Annotated in this window: 12 protein-coding genes; 6 read left to right on the top strand and 6 right to left on the bottom strand. The window is 69.8% G+C overall.

The window, feature by feature from the left end; all coding sequences use genetic code 11:
- Positions 1-21 precede the first annotated feature (21 nt).
- A complete protein-coding gene (locus ACZ6JY_RS21160) occupies positions 22-2703 on the top strand; it encodes a SpoIIE family protein phosphatase (protein WP_469197567.1) in 2682 nt (893 codons plus the stop codon).
- Between the two features lie 61 nt (positions 2704-2764).
- Here ACZ6JY_RS21160 and ACZ6JY_RS21155 read toward each other — a convergent pair whose 3' ends face one another.
- The 6 genes from ACZ6JY_RS21155 to ACZ6JY_RS21130 form a co-directional block, all read right to left on the bottom strand.
- Complete coding sequence (locus ACZ6JY_RS21155; RefSeq protein ID WP_469197565.1) at positions 2765-3664, bottom strand: hypothetical protein; 900 nt, start codon at positions 3662-3664, stop codon at positions 2765-2767.
- A gap of 65 nt (positions 3665-3729) precedes the next feature.
- Positions 3730-4959 (bottom strand): alpha/beta hydrolase, encoded by a 1230-nt coding sequence (locus ACZ6JY_RS21150; protein ID WP_469197563.1) that lies wholly within the window; start codon positions 4957-4959, stop codon positions 3730-3732.
- Positions 4960-5214: 255 nt separating this feature from the next.
- Positions 5215-5985 carry a succinate dehydrogenase/fumarate reductase iron-sulfur subunit gene (locus ACZ6JY_RS21145; RefSeq protein ID WP_469197561.1) on the bottom strand — a complete coding sequence of 257 codons (771 nt, stop codon included), beginning with the start codon at positions 5983-5985 and terminating at the stop codon, positions 5215-5217.
- Entirely contained in the window at positions 5982-7916 is a 1935-nt protein-coding gene (locus ACZ6JY_RS21140) for a fumarate reductase/succinate dehydrogenase flavoprotein subunit (RefSeq protein ID WP_469197559.1), read from the bottom strand. Before ACZ6JY_RS21140 ends, ACZ6JY_RS21145 begins: the two co-directional genes overlap by 4 nt.
- On the bottom strand, positions 7916-8752 hold the full coding sequence (locus tag ACZ6JY_RS21135; RefSeq protein WP_469197558.1) for a hypothetical protein: 837 nt from the start codon (positions 8750-8752) through the stop codon (positions 7916-7918). The genes ACZ6JY_RS21140 and ACZ6JY_RS21135 overlap by 1 nt, the downstream gene beginning before the upstream one ends.
- 75 nt (positions 8753-8827) lie before the next feature.
- Positions 8828-9142, bottom strand: a complete 315-nt coding sequence (locus ACZ6JY_RS21130) for a hypothetical protein (protein ID WP_469197556.1) — start codon at positions 9140-9142, stop codon at positions 8828-8830.
- A gap of 420 nt (positions 9143-9562) precedes the next feature.
- Here ACZ6JY_RS21130 and ACZ6JY_RS21125 point away from each other — a divergent pair, with 420 nt between their 5' ends.
- The 5 genes from ACZ6JY_RS21125 to ACZ6JY_RS21105 all read left to right on the top strand — a co-directional run bounded on the left by ACZ6JY_RS21125 (position 9563) and on the right by ACZ6JY_RS21105 (position 18296).
- A complete protein-coding gene (locus ACZ6JY_RS21125) occupies positions 9563-11974 on the top strand; it encodes an ABC transporter family substrate-binding protein (protein WP_469197554.1) in 2412 nt (803 codons plus the stop codon).
- A 327-nt stretch (positions 11975-12301) separates the two neighbouring features.
- Positions 12302-14176: a translational GTPase TypA gene (typA, locus tag ACZ6JY_RS21120; protein ID WP_469197552.1), complete on the top strand. Its 1875-nt coding sequence runs from the start codon at positions 12302-12304 to the stop codon at positions 14174-14176.
- A gap of 519 nt (positions 14177-14695) precedes the next feature.
- Positions 14696-16321 carry a peptide ABC transporter substrate-binding protein gene (locus ACZ6JY_RS21115; RefSeq protein ID WP_469197550.1) on the top strand — a complete coding sequence of 542 codons (1626 nt, stop codon included), beginning with the start codon at positions 14696-14698 and terminating at the stop codon, positions 16319-16321.
- A 90-nt stretch (positions 16322-16411) separates the two neighbouring features.
- On the top strand, positions 16412-17341 hold the full coding sequence (locus tag ACZ6JY_RS21110; RefSeq protein ID WP_469197548.1) for an ABC transporter permease: 930 nt from the start codon (positions 16412-16414) through the stop codon (positions 17339-17341).
- The gene (locus ACZ6JY_RS21105; RefSeq protein ID WP_469197546.1) at positions 17334-18296 is read left to right on the top strand and encodes an ABC transporter permease; all 963 of its coding nucleotides are present in this window, start codon (positions 17334-17336) and stop codon (positions 18294-18296) included. Before ACZ6JY_RS21110 ends, ACZ6JY_RS21105 begins: the two co-directional genes overlap by 8 nt.
- Positions 18297-18299 lie beyond the last annotated feature (3 nt).

The raw sequence follows: 18299 nt of genomic DNA, 5'->3' as shown, positions 1-18299 counted from the left end.
GAGCTGGAGGGGACGGTTCGCGTGAGCGAGATACCAGCGAAGGCGACGGAGCCCGATGGGCCGTCGGGCGACGCGAGGGCCGAAGGATCGTCGGGCGGTACGACGGCCGGCGGACCGCCCGGGGCAGCCGCGGGCGACGGGGCCGCCTACGCGCCGGCGCACGAGACCTGGCAGAGCAGCCCGCCCGGCTCGATCTACGACTACATCAAGGTCGCCTCGTTCTCCATCGGCCCCGACGGACTCGTCGACCAGTGGAGCGAGCGCGCCGAGCGGCTGTTCGGCGTGGCCGCGCGGGACGCCGTCGGCAAGGACCCCATCGAGGCCTTCGTGGCGCCCGAGCTGCGCTCCAACGGCCACCGCAAGATGGCGGAGATCCTCGACGGCCGGGAGTGGACGGGCATCGTCCCCTTCCGCATGCCCGACGAGCGGCGGCCCGACGGAACGGGCATGGAGGGCGTCGCCGAGGTCTACGTCATGCCGACCGGGACGGAGGACGGCGAGAGAGCCGCCGTCTGCATCGTCGTCGACGTCCGGGCGCTCCGGCAGATCGAGACGGACCTCGCCGCCTCGCAGGCCATTTTCGGACAATCTCCGTTCGGGTTCCTGTTGTTCGGCACCGACCTGAAGGTGCAGCGCGCCAACCGCCGCTTCGCCGACGTCTTCGGCGGCGGCACCGAGGACCACCGCGGTCTCACCGTCCACGACTACCTGCCGCGCCACGAGGCCGACCGCATGGCCGCCGCCCTGAAGCGGGTCCTCGCCACCGGCGAGTCCGTCACCGACATGCAGGTCGTCGGCCCCACGCCCAACAGCGACGAGCGCAGGCACTGGTCCGTCAACCTCTACCGCGTGCACAGCGGCTCCGGCCGCCCCGTCGGCGTCGCGGGACTGGGCACCGACGTCACCCTGCGGCACGCCGCCGCCCGCGAGGCCGCCCACGCCCGCCGCAACCTGGCCCTCCTGAACGAGGCGGGCGCCCGCATTGGCAACTCCCTCGACCTGGAGACCACCGCGCGGGAACTCCTCGACGTCACGGTCCCCGGCTTCTGCGACCTTGCCTCCGTCGACCTGTACCAAGGCCTGCTCGACGGCGACGAGGCACCGCCCGGCCTCGTCGACGGCAGCGCGGAGCTGCGCCGCGTGGCGTTCGCGAGCGCCGTCGCCGACGCCCCGTTCCCGGACGGCACCGCGCCGCTCGACGTCGGCGTCATGCACCGCTTCGCCTTCACCTCCCCCTGCGCCGACGCCCTGCGCGCGGCCCGGCCCCGGCTCATCACCGCCAAGGACGACGAGTCGGCGAGCCGCCTCACCGGCGGGCTCGTCCAGTCCACGCTCGCCGTGCCGATGGTCGCCCACGACACCGTGGTCGGCCTCGCCCAGTTCTCCCGCACGAAGGGCAGCGAGCCGTTCGGCGAGCGCGACCGCGCGCTCGCCGTCGAACTGGCCGCGCGCGCCGCCGTCTGCATCGACAACGCCCGCCTCTACCGCCGCGAGCACGAGCGCGCGCTGATCCTCCAGCGCTCCCTGCTGCCGCCCGGCGACCCCGAGGCGTCCGGCCTGGACATCGCCTGCCGCTATCTGCCGGGCAACGCCGCGACGGAGGTCGGCGGCGACTGGTTCGACGTCATCGAACTGCCGGGCCACCGCACCGCCCTCGTCATCGGCGACGTCATGGGGCGCGGCCTGCGGGCCGCCGTCGCCATGGGGGAGCTGCGCACCGCCGTGCGCACCCTCGCGCTCCTCGACACCGAGCCCGCCGAGGTCCTCTCGGCCCTGGACGAGATCGCCCGCGGCCTCGGCAACCCCGCGGGGCCCCAGCGGTCCACCCGCGCGGCGCGCAAGGCGGCGGACGCGGACCTCGGCGAGGTGTACCTCGCCACCTGCGTCTACGCGGTCTACGACGCCGTCACCCGGCGCTGCACCTTCGCCAACGCCGGGCACCTGCCGCCGGTCCTCGTCGAACCCGGCGAACCGGGCGACCCCGGCCAGCACGTGCTCATGCTCGACGTCCCCCCGGGCATGCCGCTCGGCGTCGGCGGCGAACCCTTCGAGGACGTCGAGGTGGAACTCCCCGAGGGCGCGCTGCTCGCCCTCTACACCGACGGCCTCGTCGAGTCCCGCGACCACCCGCTCGACGAGGGCCTCAACGCCCTCGTACGTTCCCTCAGCGACGCCCCGCCCGCCCTTGAGGACGTCTGCGACCACGTCCTCAACACCCTCGACACCCACCACGGCGAGGACGACATCGCGCTCCTCATGGCGCGCGTCGAGGGCCTGCCCGCCGAGCACGTCGGCGACTGGACCCTGCCACGCGTCCCCAAGTCGGTCGGCCGCGCGCGCGAACTCGCCTGCGAACAACTGCGGGCCTGGGGCCTCGAACGGCTCTGCGACACGGCGGAACTCCTCGTCAGCGAACTCGTCACCAACGCCCTGCGCTACGGCGAGGGCGAGATCCGGCTCCGCCTCCTCCTCGACCGCACGCTGGTCTGCGAGGTGTGGGACGGCGGCTTCGTCCAGCCGCGCCGCCGCAGGGCCCGCGACACGGACGAGGGCGGGCGCGGGCTGCAACTGGTGGGCCTGCTCAGCGCGGGCTGGGGCTCACGCAGGACGCCCCACGGCAAGACGGTCTGGTTCGAACTGGCCCTGCCCGACGGCGAGACCGAGCCGATGGACGCGGCAGAGGCCCTCCTGAGCCTCTTCTAGCCCTTCTCCCCTCCAGCCATCTCCGGGTGGGGCAGCCCCGGGTCCAACCCTCTTCGGGTGGTCAGCCCCGGGTCAGCAAGTTCGGCAGTTCTCCCGTTCTGTCGTTGTCCGCTGGGCGCAGGCCCGATTTCGGGCGGTTCTGCCAGACCATGGTGACCAGGTCGCCCTCGGTCACCCTCACCTTCGAGCCGGCATAGCGGGCGCCCGGCTCCGTCTTCGCTCGCAGGGCCTCGGCGATCGTGTCCGCGGCCTTGGCCGAAGCGGCGCGTACGCACAGCTTCTCCGAGGACGTCCTGCCGTCCTTCGCGAGCCGGCCGCCGATCGCGAAGAGCTCCGCGTCCGCGTCGTCCCGCTTGGCGTAGTACGTCGCTTCGTACACGTCGCCCAGGCAGTCGGCCACCGCCGTATACGCCTCGTCGTCCCGCAGGGACGTCCCCGGCGCGGAGATCCCGACCCTGCCGTGCGAACGGTTGACGACGCGGACGGAGCCGGAGACCTCGTAGGTGACGTCCTCGCCGCGCTTCGTGAAGCGGGCGCCCCCGTCGATCCCGGCCGCCGCATAGCCCTGCTTCTTCATCGCCCGCCCCACCGCGGAAGCGTCGAAGTCGCCGGTGAGCAGCGAGCTGTCGCCGACCTGTACGGACGCAGTCACGTCCTTCTCGTCGAACCCCCAGCCCGCGCTGACGTCCTCGCCCGTGTAGCCGCTCTGGACGACCTCCAGGATTCCGAAGCCGTCCAGGCCGCGGTAGAGCGCGGGGTCCTTGGCGACGAGCCGCCGCACCTTCCGCACGTCCCGGTACGTGACCGCCTGGTCGGCCGCCGAGCCCGGCACCGCGTCGAGCGCGCGCTCCAGACCCGTACCGTCCTCTTCGTCGTCGCCCCCGGGCAGCGAGCACCCGGCCGCGCCCGCGCTCAGCGCCCCGGTGAGCAGTACGGCCAGCAGAGGCCGGGATATTCGCATGCGCGGCAGTGTGGCACAGCGCGGCACGGCGTCCCTTGCCGAAAGGCGTTCGAGCGAGCCGGTTGTCACCCCGCGAGCTCCACCTCCGGATAGCGCCCCGACGGCGCGTCCAGGAGACCGTCGTCCGTGCCCTTCAGCCAGCGGTCGAAAAAGGAACTGACGCAGGCCCGCTGGGCGGCGACCGCACGCGCCGGGTCGACCTTGCCTATCTGGTTCTCCACCGTCCGCCCGTCCACGCCTGCCTGTGGCAGCAGCGCGGCCAGGTCGGTGTACGTCTGGTGCAGCGAGTCCCGCAGCGTGAGGTTCCGCTTCCAGCCGGTGCTGTGGGCCCAGAACGACCGCCAGGACGGCTCGGTCCCGCGGTCGCTCCCGTCCCTGCCCATCAGGAGGAACGGCCGGTCGAGGCCGTGCCGCGCGACCGGCATCAGATGCGTCCCGTCCGGCTCTGGGTTGTACTCCAGCGTGCCGTCCAGGTCGACGCCCGCCCGCACTCTTCGGTCCTCGTACATCGTCTGCGCGGCGGCTGTCCCGCCCGCCGACTGGCCGAACATGCCCACGCGCCGCTGGTCCACCAGCCGGGACAGACCGTGCGGCAGCGAGCCGAGGCTGTCCAGGACGAACCGGGAGTCGGCGACCCGGACGCCGAGGGTCTTCTTGAGGAGGTCGGACATCGTGCCGTCCTTCGCGGCCTCGGCCACCGCCGCCATCAGCGGTTCGTTGCCCCTCACCGTGCCGTCGGGGAACTCGACCCCCGGGCTTTCGTAGGTGTGGTCCACCGTCACCACGACATAGCCGCGGCTCGCCATCTCCTCGACCAGCGCCGTGCCCCACGTCCGCGGATCGCCCGCGCCCGCGGCGTACACCAGCACGGGCAGGCGGCCGCCCCGGAAGTCGGCAGGGGCTCCCTGCCGGGCGTGCGTCCGCACCGCGGTGAAGTCGAGCGCGCCCCGCGGGATGCCGTGCGGCGCGGTGGCGTCCCAGAGCGCGGCGGCGCCCGGAGCCATGTACCGCGCCCGGGGGTGGCCGCCGCCGGGCGCGGCCGGATACCAGACGCTGATCATCAGCTCCCGGTACCGCAGTGAGGGCACCCAGGGATCGTGCCGTGACCGGTCGACGAGCCGTGCGGTCACCGTCCCGATCGCGTGCGGACCGGTGGGCGCGGGCAGCCGGGCGTGCGGCTTCCCGGCGGCGGGCCGGCCGCCGTCCCGGCCCCGCGCCGCCGCGCGGGCGGTACCCGGCAGCATCCCCACCGCGACCCCGGCCGCGGCGAGCCCCATCACCGCACGCCGCGTCACGACACCGCGCGAGGCCCCCGAAGGACCGGCTGGACCCGCTGAAGCCGCTGAACCCGTGAAACCCGCAAAGCCCGGAGAAGAAGTCATGCCCCCATGCTGATCGCCACGACCACCTCAACACCATCGGGGAAGCCACGGATTTCCCTCTGGGGGAGAACCCCCAGAGCCTCCCAGGGGCGCGAAGCCACAAGCCCCGCGCCTCGGCCGCAAAGCCGAAAGCCCCGCGCCCGCGCCCGCCCCTGCCCCCCGGAGCCCCTACTTGCCCCGCCGCCGAATCCGGTTCCCCAGCCAGACCACCGGATCGTACTTCCGGTCGACCGCCCGCTCCTTCAGCGGTATCAGCGCGTTGTCCGTGATCTTGATGCCCTCGGGGCAGACCTCCGTACAGCACTTGGTGATGTTGCAGTAGCCGAGCCCGTGTTCGTCCTGTGCCGCACGCTTGCGGTCGAGGCCGGAGTCGGCCGCCGCGTCCAGCGGGTGCATGTCCAGCTCGGCGACGCGCATCAGGAACCGCGGCCCCGCGAACACGCTCTTGTTCTCCTCGTGGTCCCGCACCACATGGCACGTGTCCTGGCACAGGAAGCACTCGATGCACTTGCGGAACTCCTGGGAGCGGTCCACGTCCGCCTGCTGCATGCGGTACTCGCCCGCCCCGAGACCCTCGGGCGGCACGAACGCCGGGATCTCGCGCGCCTTGGTGTAGTTGAAGCCGACGTCCGTCACCAGGTCCCGCACCACGGGGAAGGCCCGCAGTGGGGTGACCGTGATGACGTCCTCGGGCGCGAAGACCGACATGCGGGTCATGCACATCAGCCGGGGCCGCCCGTTGATCTCCGCGGAGCACGAACCGCACTTGCCCGCCTTGCAGTTCCAGCGGACCGCCAGGTCGGGTGCCTGGGTGGCCTGGAGGCGATGGATGATGTCGAGGACGACCTCGCCCTCGTTGACCTCGACCTCGAAGTCCTCGAGGCCGCCGCCGGCGGAATCCCCGCGCCAGACCTTGAATCGCGCGTCGTACGAACTCACTCGTACAGCTCCTCTTCAGCCAGGTACTTGACCAGCTCCTCCTTCTCGAAGAGAGCGAGCAGGTCCGGGCGGATGGGCTCGGTCGTCTCATGGACGAGGTCGATCTGGCCGTGCACCGGATCGGTGGCCGCGAGGCCGCCGGTCGGATCGGTGAGGCGGCAGAGCAGATTGGCGCGGCGCCACTCGCGGCTCATCGCCGGATGGTCCTCACGGGTGTGCCCGCCGCGGCTCTCCGTGCGCTCCAGGGCTGCGCGCGCCACGCACTCGCTGACCAGGAGCATGTTCCGCAGGTCGAGTGCGAGGTGCCACCCCGGGTTGAACTGCCGGTGCCCCTCGACGCCGGCCCGCCGCGCCCGTACTCGCAGCTCGGCGAGTTTCTCCAGGGCCTGCGCCATCTCGGCCTCACGGCGGATGATGCCGACCAGGTCGTTCATGGTCTGCTGGAGCTCCTGGTGGAGCGTGTACGGGTTCTCCGGCGTCGCCCCGTCCTCCGGGCCCTCGGCGCTGAACGGTCGCAGCGCCTCGGCCGCCGCGGTGTCCACCTGTACCTCGTCCACCTGAGGGCGGTCGTCGGCGGCAGGACCCGCCGCGTACCGGGCCGCGTGCAGGCCCGCGCGCCGCCCGAAGACCAGCAGGTCGGAGAGGGAGTTGCCGCCGAGCCGGTTGGAGCCGTGCATGCCGCCCGCGACCTCACCCGCGGCGTAGAGCCCGGTCACCTCACGCGCGGCGGCGGTGTCGGAGTCCACCGCGATGCCGCCCATCACGTAGTGGCAGGTCGGCCCGACCTCCATCGCCTCCGCGGTGATGTCGACGTCCGCGAGTTCCTTGAACTGGTGGTACATCGACGGCAGCCGCCGCTTGATGACCTCGGCGGGCATCCGCGTCGACACGTCGAGGAAGACGCCGCCGTGAGGCGAGCCGCGGCCCGCCTTGACCTCGGAGTTGATGGCGCGCGCGACCTCGTCGCGGGGGAGCAGCTCGGGGGGCCTGCGGTTGTGGTCCGGGTCGTCGTACCAGCGGTCGCCCTCGTCCTCCGACTGCGCGTACTTCTCCTTGAAGACGTCGGGGACGTAGTCGAACATGAAGCGCTTGCCCTCGGAGTTGCGCAGGACCCCGCCGTCGCCGCGCACGGACTCCGTGACGAGGATGCCCTTGACCGACGGGGGCCAGACCATGCCCGTGGGGTGGAACTGCACGAACTCCATGTTCAGCAGCGGTGCTCCGGCGAGCAGCGCGAGCGCGTGGCCGTCGCCGGTGTACTCCCAGGAGTTCGACGTGACCTTGAAGGACTTGCCGATGCCGCCGGTCGCGAGGACCACGGCGGGCGCCTCGAGGACGAAGAAGCGGCCCGACTCGCGGTCGTAGCAGAAGGTCCCGCTGACCCGGTCGCCGTCCTTCAGGACGCGCGTGACCGTGCACTCCTGGAAGACCTTCAGGCGCGCCTCGTAGTCACCGTACTCGCGGAAGTCCTCCTGCTGGAGCGAGACGATCTTCTGCTGGAGCGTGCGGATCAGTTCGAGTCCCGTGCGGTCGCCGACGTGGGCGAGGCGGGGGTACTCGTGCCCGCCGAAGTTGCGCTGGGATATTCGTCCGTCAGGCGTACGGTCGAACAGGGCACCCCAGGTCTCCAGCTCCCAGACCCTGTCGGGCGCCTCGCGCGCGTGCAGCTCGGCCATCCGCCACTGGTTGAGGAACTTGCCGCCGCGCAGGGTGTCGCGGAAGTGCACCTGCCAGTTGTCGCCGGAGTTCACGTTGCCCATGGAGGCGGCGATGCCGCCCTCGGCCATCACGGTGTGGGCCTTGCCGAACAGCGACTTGCAGATCACGGCCGTACGGGCGCCCTGTTCACGCGCCTCGATCGCGGCCCGCAGACCCGCGCCCCCTGCGCCCACCACGACGACGTCCCACTGCTGTCGCTCCACCTGTGGCATCAGAACAACCTCGGATCGTCGAAGGCACCGGACGCGATCAGGTACACGTAGAAGTCGGCGAGCGCGACGCTCACCAGCGACGCCCACGCGAGCAGCATGTGGCGGTCGTTCAGCCGCCCCACCCACTGCCACATGCGGTACCGCACCGGATGCTTGGAGAAGTGCTTGAGCTTGCCGCCGACGATGTGCCGGCAGGAGTGGCAGGAGAGGGTGTACGCCCAGATCAGGCCGATGTTGACGAGGAAGACGAGAGTGCCGAGGCCCATGTGGCCCCACTCGTAGTGCTCGTCACGGAAGGCGAGCACGGTGTCATACGTGAGGATGCCCGCGACCGGCACCGCCGCGTAGAAGAAGTACCGGTGGATGTTCTGGAGGATCAGCGGGAAGCGGGTCTCGCCGGAGTACTTCTTGTGCGGCTCGGCGACCGCGCAGGCCGGTGGTGAGGCCCAGAAGCCGCGGTAGTAAGCCTTGCGGTAGTAGTAGCAGGTCAGCCGGAAGCCGAGGGGGAAGATCAGGATCAGCAGGGCGGGGGAGAGGCCCCACCAGCCGCCGAATATCTCCCAGTTCGGGCCCGACCGCATGGGTTCGCAGTTGTCGGCCAGGCACGGCGAGTAGAACGGCGACACGTAGGGCGCCTGGTAGTAGTCCGCGTTCGCGAACGCCCGCCAGGTCGAGTAGACGACGAAGGCGAGCAGCCCGGCGGCGGTCGCCGCGGGCGCCAGCCACCATCGGTCGGTCCGCAGATGGGCAGCGGCGATCGCGGCCCGCGGGGCGTCGCGCACTCCGCCGCCGGGGGCCGTTCCGCTCTTCGGTTGGGGTTCCGTGCCGGTGGCCAACGAGGCTCCACTCCTTCGTCCTGGCGTACCTCTGGTTGAGGCGGAGAAGCTTCAGCGGGGCGGTGGGACGGCGGCTCAGGGCGCGTGGCGGTCGCGCGCGCCCAGGCCCTCGTCGTCGACGTCCCCGGCGTTCGTCCACAGCGCCCTGTCGTACGGCGTGTCGGAGATGGTCAGGAGGTCGGGCCTGCGCGTCGGCACGGGCGGGACGGGCGGGACGGCCGAGGAGCGCAGCAGGGCGACGCTCTCGCGCAGCCGGTCGGTGTCGGTGCGTACGCGGCGTACGTCGACGCCCGCCAGTTGGTCGCCGGCCTGCTGCTCCAGCCGGGCGACGGTGCGGAGCAAGTCGTCGACGCAGTGCTGGACGGCGGACAGTTCATCGTGCAGAGCCATGACTTGCCCTCACTTCAGGTGTGCGGTGGCAACGCTCATGCGGCTGCGAGTGTCGCGCGTCACATCCCGGCTTGTGAAGAGATCTGCACCGATTGCCGGACCGAGGGCGGTGAATGCGCCGGATCACGCTCCGATCGCGTCGAAGATGACCATTCGCGACCGCCGCCGGGCCCCTGGTGCCCAGAGGTTCCGGCGTCCAGAGGCTCCGGCGTCCAAGGCCCCGGCCTCCAGAGGCCCCGGCGGCCATTGGGCCGCACGGGTGACATCCGCGCCCCGCACGCCGTGCCTCCGCCGCGCCGCCCCTCCGGTCCCCTTCAGTGTGGCGATAGATGTGATCAGCTCCATATAGCGCCAAACGTGATCAAATCCGGCCCGGTCCTGGTAGCGGCCGGACGAGCCTGGACCCCGGAGGTACCAGCCATGTCCCACGCCCGCGTCAGAGTCAGATCTGTCGTGTTCCTCGCGACGGGGGTGCTGGCCCTGCCCGCCCTCGCCGGATGCAGCTCGGCCGACCACGGGAGCCGGCCGGCCGCGGGCCAGGACATCGCACCCGCGGCCAGGGACAAGGTCGCCGACGGGGGCACCATGAACTGGGCGATGGAGGAGCTGCCGGAGACCCTCAACAGCTTCCAGTCCGACGCCGACGCGGGCACCTCGCGCATCGCGGGAGCCGTCCTGCCGAACCTGTTCCGCCTCGACGCACAGGGCAGGGCGCAGCGCGACGCCGACTTCCTGGAGTCGGCGGACGTCATCGAGCGCGAGCCCAAGCAGGTTGTCCTGTACAAGCTGAACCAGCAGGCGGTCTGGAGCGACGGCCGGGAGATCGGCGCCGACGACTTCGCCGCGCAGTGGCGGGCCCTGTCCGGCAAGGACTCCGCGTACTGGACGGCACGGAACGCCGGCTACGACCGCATCGAGAAGATCGAGCGCGGCGCGAACAACCTGGAGGTGCGCGTCACGTTCGCCAAGCCGTACGCGGACTGGCGCTCGCTCTTCTCCCCGCTGTACCCCAAGCAGGTCATGGGCAGCCCCGACTCCTTCAACGACGGAGCCCGCCGCAAGCTCAAGGCGACCGCGGGGCCCTTCACCCTCGCGGGCATCGACCGCAAGGCGGGCACGGCGACCCTGGAGCGCAATCCGCGCTGGTGGGGGCGGCCGGCCAAGCTCAGCAAGCTCGTGCTGCGCGAGGTGCCGCGCGACGAGCGGGCCGAGGCGCTCGTCAAGGGCACGGTCGACCTCGCCGAGATCGACCCGTCGGAGGCGGAGAGGATCTCGCTCGCCGCCCGCGACAAGGGCGCCCAGGGCCCGCCGGCCCACGGCCCCGGCTCGGAGCTCACCCCGGCCGGGGCGCTGCGCTCCTGGGCGATCGCCAACGGCTCCGACGAGGACGCCGCTGAGGCCGAGATCCAGGCGCGCCTGAAGACCGGCAAGGCGGTCAAGAAGTACGCGCAGGAGCAGGCGGGCCTGCGTGGCTACGAGGTCCGCAAGTCCCTCGAACCCGCCTACACCCAGCTCGCCCTCAACGGCTCCGAGGGCCCGCTCGCCGACGACAGGGTGCGCCGCGCGGTGGCCCGCGCCCTGGACCGCGAGGAGCTCGCCAGGACGGTCCTGAAGCCGCTCGGCCTGCCCGCGGAGCCGGTCGGCAGCCATCTCGCCCTCGCCGGGCAGCAGGCGTACGCGGACAACAGCGGAGCCCTCGGCGAGCAGGACACCGCGGAGGCGCGGGCCCTCCTCGCCGACGCGGGCTGGACGCCGGGCGCCGCCCTGAAGGACACGGTCAAGGAGAAGGGGGAGGAGAAAGAGAAGGCGAAGGAGGAGAAGACCAAGACGTCGGACGGCGAGGCCGGCGCGGAGAAGGCGGAGTCCGGCGCGGGGGATGCGGAGTCAGGGTCGGGCCCGGAGGCGGACGACGGTACGTACATCGTCGGCGAGGACGACGGGAAGCCCGGCGCCCACGGTGTCTCCGTGCTGACCCCGGCGCCCGCGGCGGCCTACCAGAAGGCCGCCCTGACCCGCCAGGCCGACGTCCTCGCCCGGCCGGGCGAGACCGACAAGGAGAAGAAGAAGGAACCGGGCGAGCACACCGAACGCCAGGCGAAAGCGAAGGACCAGGCCAAGGACAAGGCGAAGGACCAGGCCAAGGACCACGCCAAGGACAAGGCGGGGAAGAAGGCCGAGGCCGCGCCGCGTGACCACGCCAAGGGCGGCGTCCCGGGCGCGTACGCCCCCAAGGGCACCGCCGCCCCCGCCGCGGGCGGACCCCTCGCCAAGGACGGCAAGCCCCTGACGCTGCGCTTCGTGCTGCCCTCCGGCAACGGCTCGGAGCAGCTGCGCGCGGTGGCCGACCGGATCTCCCGGATGCTGGAGAAGATCGGCGTGCGCACCGAGATGTCGAAGGTCGCCGACGAAAGCTACTTCAAGGACCACGTCGCGGCCGGCCAGTACGACCTCGCCCTCTACTCGTGGCCCGCCTCCGCCTTCCCCGCCACCGACGCCCGCCCGATCTTCGCCAAGCCGGTCCCGGCCGCGGACGGCTCCCTGAACGTCGAACAGAACTACACGCGCGTGGGCACCGACCACATCGACCAGCTCTTCGACCAGGCGATGGGCGAGCTCGACGAGGACGTGTCCCGTTCCCTGGTCAGGAAGGCGGACGCCCGCATCTGGGCCGAGGCCGGATCGATCCCCCTCTACCAGCGCCCCCAGCTCATGGCGGCCCGGCCGAACCTGGCCAACGCCGGTGCCTTCGGCTTCCAGGCCCCCGACTACGAGGACATCGGCTTCCTGAAGCCGGGCGTGCGGCGGCCGGCCATGCCGTCGACGAAGTCATGACCAGGTGACGAGCGGGGCGGCCCACGCGCCGTCCAAGTGACGTACACCATCTCTTCACCGAACTGGTGCTCAGATTCAGCTCAACTCCCTTGCCCGTCGGCCACCCCGGCGGGCAAGGTCGTAACCACCCATTGACCTGGTATTTCACCCCTGAAGGCCGCGCGCCGGGCGCCCGCATGGAGCTGCCCGGAAACCCCCCGCGGAGGCCGCCTCCGTCCGGGCCCCGTAGAATGGGGTGAGGCCGTGGCGTGTTGTCTGCCCGGCAGGGCACGCGTACCGGACCGTACGCGCCGCCAATCCACTCTTCCTGGGAGAAGCGCAGCTCGTATGCCCACGCGCCATGACATTCGTAACGTCGCCATCGTCGCCCACGTCGACCACGGCAAGACGACCATCGTCGATGCCATGCTCAAGCAGGCCGGTGCCTTCGCCGCCCACGCAGCAGAGTCCCTCGACGACCGCATGATGGACTCGAACGACCTGGAGCGTGAGAAGGGCATCACGATCCTGGCCAAGAACACGGCCGTCAAGTACCACCCGAAGGATGGTGGTGACCCGATCACGATCAACATCATCGACACCCCGGGCCACGCCGACTTCGGTGGCGAGGTCGAGCGCGGTCTGTCGATGGTGGACGCGGTCGTCCTCCTCGTCGACGCCTCCGAGGGTCCGCTTCCGCAGACCCGCTTCGTGCTCCGCAAGGCCCTCCAGGCCCGGATGCCGGTCATCCTGTGCATCAACAAGACCGACCGTCCGGACTCCCGGATCGACGAGGTCGTCAACGAGACGTACGACCTCTTCCTCGACCTGGACGCCGACGAGGACCAGATCGAGTTCCCGATCGTCTACGCCTGCGGCCGTGACGGCATCGCCTCGCTGACCAAGCCGGAGGACGGCACCGTCCCCGCGGACAGCGACAGCCTGGAGCCGTTCTTCACCACGATCCTGGAGCACGTCCCCGCCCCGGAGTACGACGAGGCGGCCCCCCTTCAGGCCCACGTCACCAACCTGGACGCCGACAACTTCCTCGGCCGCATCGCGCTCTGCCGCGTCGAGCAGGGCGAGCTGCGCAAGGGCCAGACGGTCACGTGGATCAAGCGTGACGGCACCCAGCAGAGCGTCCGCATCACCGAGCTGATGATGACCGAGGCGCTCACCCGCAAGCCGGCCGAGAAGGCGGGCCCCGGTGACATCTGCGCCATCGCCGGTATCGCGGACATCATGATCGGCGAGACCCTGGCCGACCCCGAGAACCCGATCGCGCTGCCGCTGATCACGGTCGACGAGCCGGCGATCTCCATGACCATCGGTACGAACACCTCGCCGCTGGTCGGCAAGGGCGGCAAGGGCCACAAGGTCACCGCCCGCCAGGTGAAGGACCGCCTGGACAAGGAGCTCGTCGGCAACGTCTCGCTCCGCGTCCTGGACACCGAGCGCCCCGACGCCTGGGAGGTGCAGGGCCGCGGTGAGCTGGCGCTGGCCATCCTCGTCGAGACCATGCGCCGGGAAGGCTTCGAGCTGACCGTCGGCAAGCCCGAGGTGGTCACCAAGGAGGTCAACGGCAAGGTCCACGAGCCGATCGAGCGCATGACGATCGACTCGCCCGAGGAGCACCTCGGCGCCATCACGCAGCTGATGGCGACCCGCAAGGGCCGCATGGAGACCATGACGAACCACGGTTCGGGCTGGATCCGCATGGAGTGGATCGTGCCGTCCCGCGGCCTCATCGGCTTCCGTACGGAGTTCCTGACCCAGACCCGCGGCACGGGCATCGCGCACTCCATCTTCGAGGGCCACGAGCCGTGGTTCGGCGAGCTGAAGACGCGTAACAACGGCTCGCTGGTCGCCGACCGCTCCGGCACGGTCACGCCGTTCGCGATGATCAACCTCCAGGAGCGCGGTGTCATCTTCACCGAGGCCGGCACCGAGGTGTACGAGGGCATGATCATCGGTGAGAACTCGCGCGCCGACGACATGGACGTGAACATCACCAAGGAGAAGAAGCTCACCAACATGCGCGCGGCCTCCGCGGACTCCACGGAGAACGTGGTCCCGCCGCGCAAGCTGTCGCTCGAGCAGTCCCTGGAGTTCTGCCGCGACGACGAGTGCATCGAGGTGACCCCGGAGACCGTGCGCATTCGCAAGGTCGTCCTGGACCAGAAGCAGCGCGGCCGCACCGCGTCGCGCGCCAAGCACAGCTGACGCCCGCGAGCGCCCTTGCCGGGGCGCTCGCACCCTCGGATGCCCCGGCAAACCTTCCGGGGTGTCCCAGAGGCGTATGAGGCCGGTTTCCGCCGCTCCTGCCCGGAGCATGGCGGAAGCCGGCCTTTCGCGTTTCCCCTGGAGATACGGTGTGACCACTGTCGCGTGAAGCTGCCCGCGGCAACTCCTTTTTGACACCGGAACGTCCGTTATCCGGACGTCACTGACCGTTAGATGTGTAACACGTCCGTTTCGCAACCATCTATCTCGGATCGGTTTGTCCGGATTTTGGAAGTTGTACGTGCCAGGTGTGATTGAACCGAGACCAAAAGGGTGTGGTCGACCGGTACCGCATGGCTAATAGTTGACCGCGTATAGCTCGGGTCAATGGGTCACGCGCTGTGGGGAGCGCCGACTCACGAGCACACTGGGGTACTCGATCTTCGCCGTCAGGGGTGTCGGCGCGATCACTCGTACCCCCTCTTGTAGTGACCAAGTGGACTCATGAGGAGGAACCCCATGCGCGGTGCCAAGAGCGCCAAGTGGGTCGCGATAGCCGGTGTTGTGGCCCTGGGTGCCACCGCCTGTGGTGGCGGCGGCAACGACAACGGCAACAGCGGGAAGGTCGACCCCAAGGGGATCGTCAGCTACGCCAACGGTGAGCCGCAGAACGCCCTGCAGCCGTCCAACACCATGGAGGCGTACGGCAGCGTCGTCATCGACGCTCTCTTCACCGGGCTTGTCCACTACGACAAGCAGGGCAACATCACCTACGAGAACGCCGAGTCGGTCACCCCCGACAAGAACTCGAAGGTGTGGACCGTCAAGCTCAAGCAGGGCTGGAAGTTCCACAACGGCGAGGCCGTCACCGCCAAGTCGTACGTCGACGCCTGGAACTGGGCGGCCGACCCGGCCAACGGCCAGCAGAACAGCTCCTGGTACCGCGACATCGTCGGCTACGACGACGTGCACCCGGCCAAGGGCAAGGCCAAGAAGAAGGCCATGTCCGGCCTGAAGGTCGTCGACGACAACACCTTCACCATCACGCTGAAGAACGGCATTCCGTACTACGCGTACAAGCTGGTCTACAAGCCCTTCTTCCCGCTGCCCTCGGCCGCGCTGAAGGACCCGAAGAAGTACGGCGAGTCGCCGGTCGGCAACGGTCCCTACAAGTTCAAGAGCTGGGACCACAAGAAGTCGATCCAGGTCACCGCCTGGTCCGGCTACAAGGGCGAGGACAAGCCCAAGAACGGCGGCATCAACTTCAAGGCCTACTCCAAGGACACGGCCGCCTACGCCGACCTGAAGTCGGACAACGTCGACACCATGCCGCTGGTGCCGAACAGCGAGATCGCCAACTTCAAGCAGGACTTCGGCGACCGCGCCATCGAGCAGGACTTCTCGGCGATCAACACGATCAACCCCGCCTTCTACACCAAGCAGTGGAAGGACATCGACGTCAAGGTCCTCCAGGGCCTGTCGATGGCGATCGACCGCGAGACCATCGCCAAGACCGTGTTCCACGGCACGCGTGAGTCCGCCACCGGCTGGGTCGCCAAGGGCGTCAAGGGCTGGACGAAGGACGCCTGCGGCGAGTACTGCAAGTTCGACCCGAAGAAGGCCAAGCAGGCCATCAAGGACGGCGGCGGCGTCCCGGGCAACAAGATCTCCATCCAGTACAACGCCGACCAGCCGCACAAGGACTGGGTCGTCGCGGTCTGCAACAGCATCACCAAGTCGACCGGCGTCCAGTGCGTCGGCGACCCGGTGACCGACTTCGCGGCCGACACGGAGATCCGTGACCAGAAGAAGGTCAAGTCGATCTACCGCTCCGGCTGGGTGCTCGACTACCCGTTCAACGGCAACTTCCTGGCCGACCTGTACGGCACGGGCGTCGACGGCAACAAGGGCGGCTTCTCGGACAAGAAGTTCGACGCGCTGACCAAGAAGGCCGACGAGGCGAAGACGATCGACGAGTCCGCGAAGCTGTACCAGGAGGCCGAGAAGGAGCTGCAGAACAGCTTCCCGGGCATCCCGCTCTGGTACAACAAGACGCTCTCCGCGCACTCGAACAACGTCAAGAACGTCGTGTTCGACCAGGCCGGTGACCCGATCCTCTCCGAGGTCCAGGTCTTCGAGAAGTAGTAGTCGTCGGAGTTCCGTCCGATGTGAAGCGACGCCCGGCGACCCCGGGCGTCGCTTCACGGACGGCTCCGCAATGGACGGAGGCACCACATGGGGCGCTACGTCGCGAGGCGACTGCTCCAGATGATCCCGGTGTTCATCGGGACCACCCTGTTGATCTTTTTGATGGTCAACGTGCTCCCCGGCGACCCCGTAAGGGCGCTGTGGGGCGACAAGCCGCCGGACCCGGCGCAGGTCGCGCAGATCAGGCACGACCGAGGTCTCGACCTTCCGCTCTGGGAGCAGTATCTGCACTACATGGGCGGACTGCTGCAGGGCGACTTCGGCAAGACCATCGCAGGCAACAGGCCCATTCTTGACGAGATCAAGCAGGCCTTCCCGGTCTCGATGCGCCTCGCCGTCATGGCGTGGTCGTTCGAGCTCGTGGTCGGCATCGCGCTCGGCGTCCTCGCGGGCGTGAAGCGCAGCCGTCTCGTCGACAACACCGTGACGCTCTTCACGCTCCTCGTGATCTCCGTCCCGATCTTCGTGTTCGGCCTGTTCCTCCAGCTGATCTTCGGAAACGAACTCGGCTGGGTGACACCGACGGTGCAGGACTCGGAGAACTTCCAGCAGCTCCTGCTGCCGGCGCTCGTCCTCGGCCTCGTCGGCCTCGCGTACGTGGCACGGCTGAGCCGGACCGCGATCGCGGAGAACCGGCAGGCCGACTACATGCGCACCGCCGTCGCCAAGGGGCTGCCGCGCCACCGGATCATCACCCGGCACCTGCTGCGCAACTCCCTGATCCCCGTGGTCACGTACCTGGGCACCGACATCGGCACCCTCATGGGTGGCGCGGTGATCACCGAGGGCATCTTCAACGTGACCGGTGTCGGCAACCTGCTGTTCGACGCGCTGGGCAACCGTGAGGGCGCCGTCATCGTCGGCATCGTGACGGTCCTGGTGCTCGTGTACCTCCTCGCGAGCCTCGTCGTCGACCTGCTCTACGCCGTTCTTGACCCGAGGATCCGTTATGCCTGACCTCACCAAGACCCCGGCCACGGACGAGGCACACGCCGTGGCGATCGCCGACGCCGACGCCAAGGCCGTGGACGCCGTCGAGGCGGCGGGCAAGCCGCGCAGCCTGTGGGGCGACGCCTGGCGCGACCTGCGCCGCCGGCCGCTCTTCGTCGTCTCCGCGCTGCTGATCCTCGTGGTCCTGCTGGTCGCTGCCTTCCCCGGCATGTTCACCAGCGCCGACCCCCGGACCGGCGACCTGACCAACCACTTCCTTCAGAAGCCGAACTTCAGCCACGTCTTCCAGGCGGACTGGTTCGGCTACGACCGCCAGGGCCGCAGCATCTACGCCCGCGTCGTCTACGGCGCCCGCAACTCGATCGTGGTCGGCTTCGGCGTGACCATCCTGGTCACCGTCTTCGGCGGCCTGGTCGGCATGCTGGCCGGATACTTCGGCGGCTTCATCGACAGCCTGCTCTCCCGCCTGACCGACGTGTTCTTCGGCATCCCCTTCCTGCTCGGCGCGATGGTCGTCCTGAACGCCTTCACCGAGCGGAACGTCTGGGTCATCACCGGCGCCCTCGCCTTCCTGGGCTGGACGCAGATCGCCCGCGTGATGCGCGGCGCGGTGATCACCACTCGGCACGCGGACTACGTCATGGCGGCGAAGGCACTCGGCGCGGGGACCAAGCGGATCCTGTTCCGGCACATCCTGCCGAACGCGATCGCACCGGTCATCGTCATCGCCACCATCGCCCTGGGCACGTACATCGTCGCGGAGTCGACGCTGTCCTTCCTGGGCCTCGGCTTCGGCGGCGACGCGCTCTCCTGGGGCGGCGACATCTCCGACGCCCTGAGCGACATCCGCAACAACCCGCACACGCTGTTCTTCCCGGCAGGAATGCTGAGCATCACGGTGTTGGCGTTCATCATGATGGGTGACGCCGTACGCGAAGCCCTCGACCCGAAGCTGCGCTGAGGG

The organism is Streptomyces sp. NPDC046335 (assembly GCF_055587985.1).
Note: the sequence above shows the minus strand (reverse complement) of the source record. Positions and strands in the feature narration are given on the sequence as shown.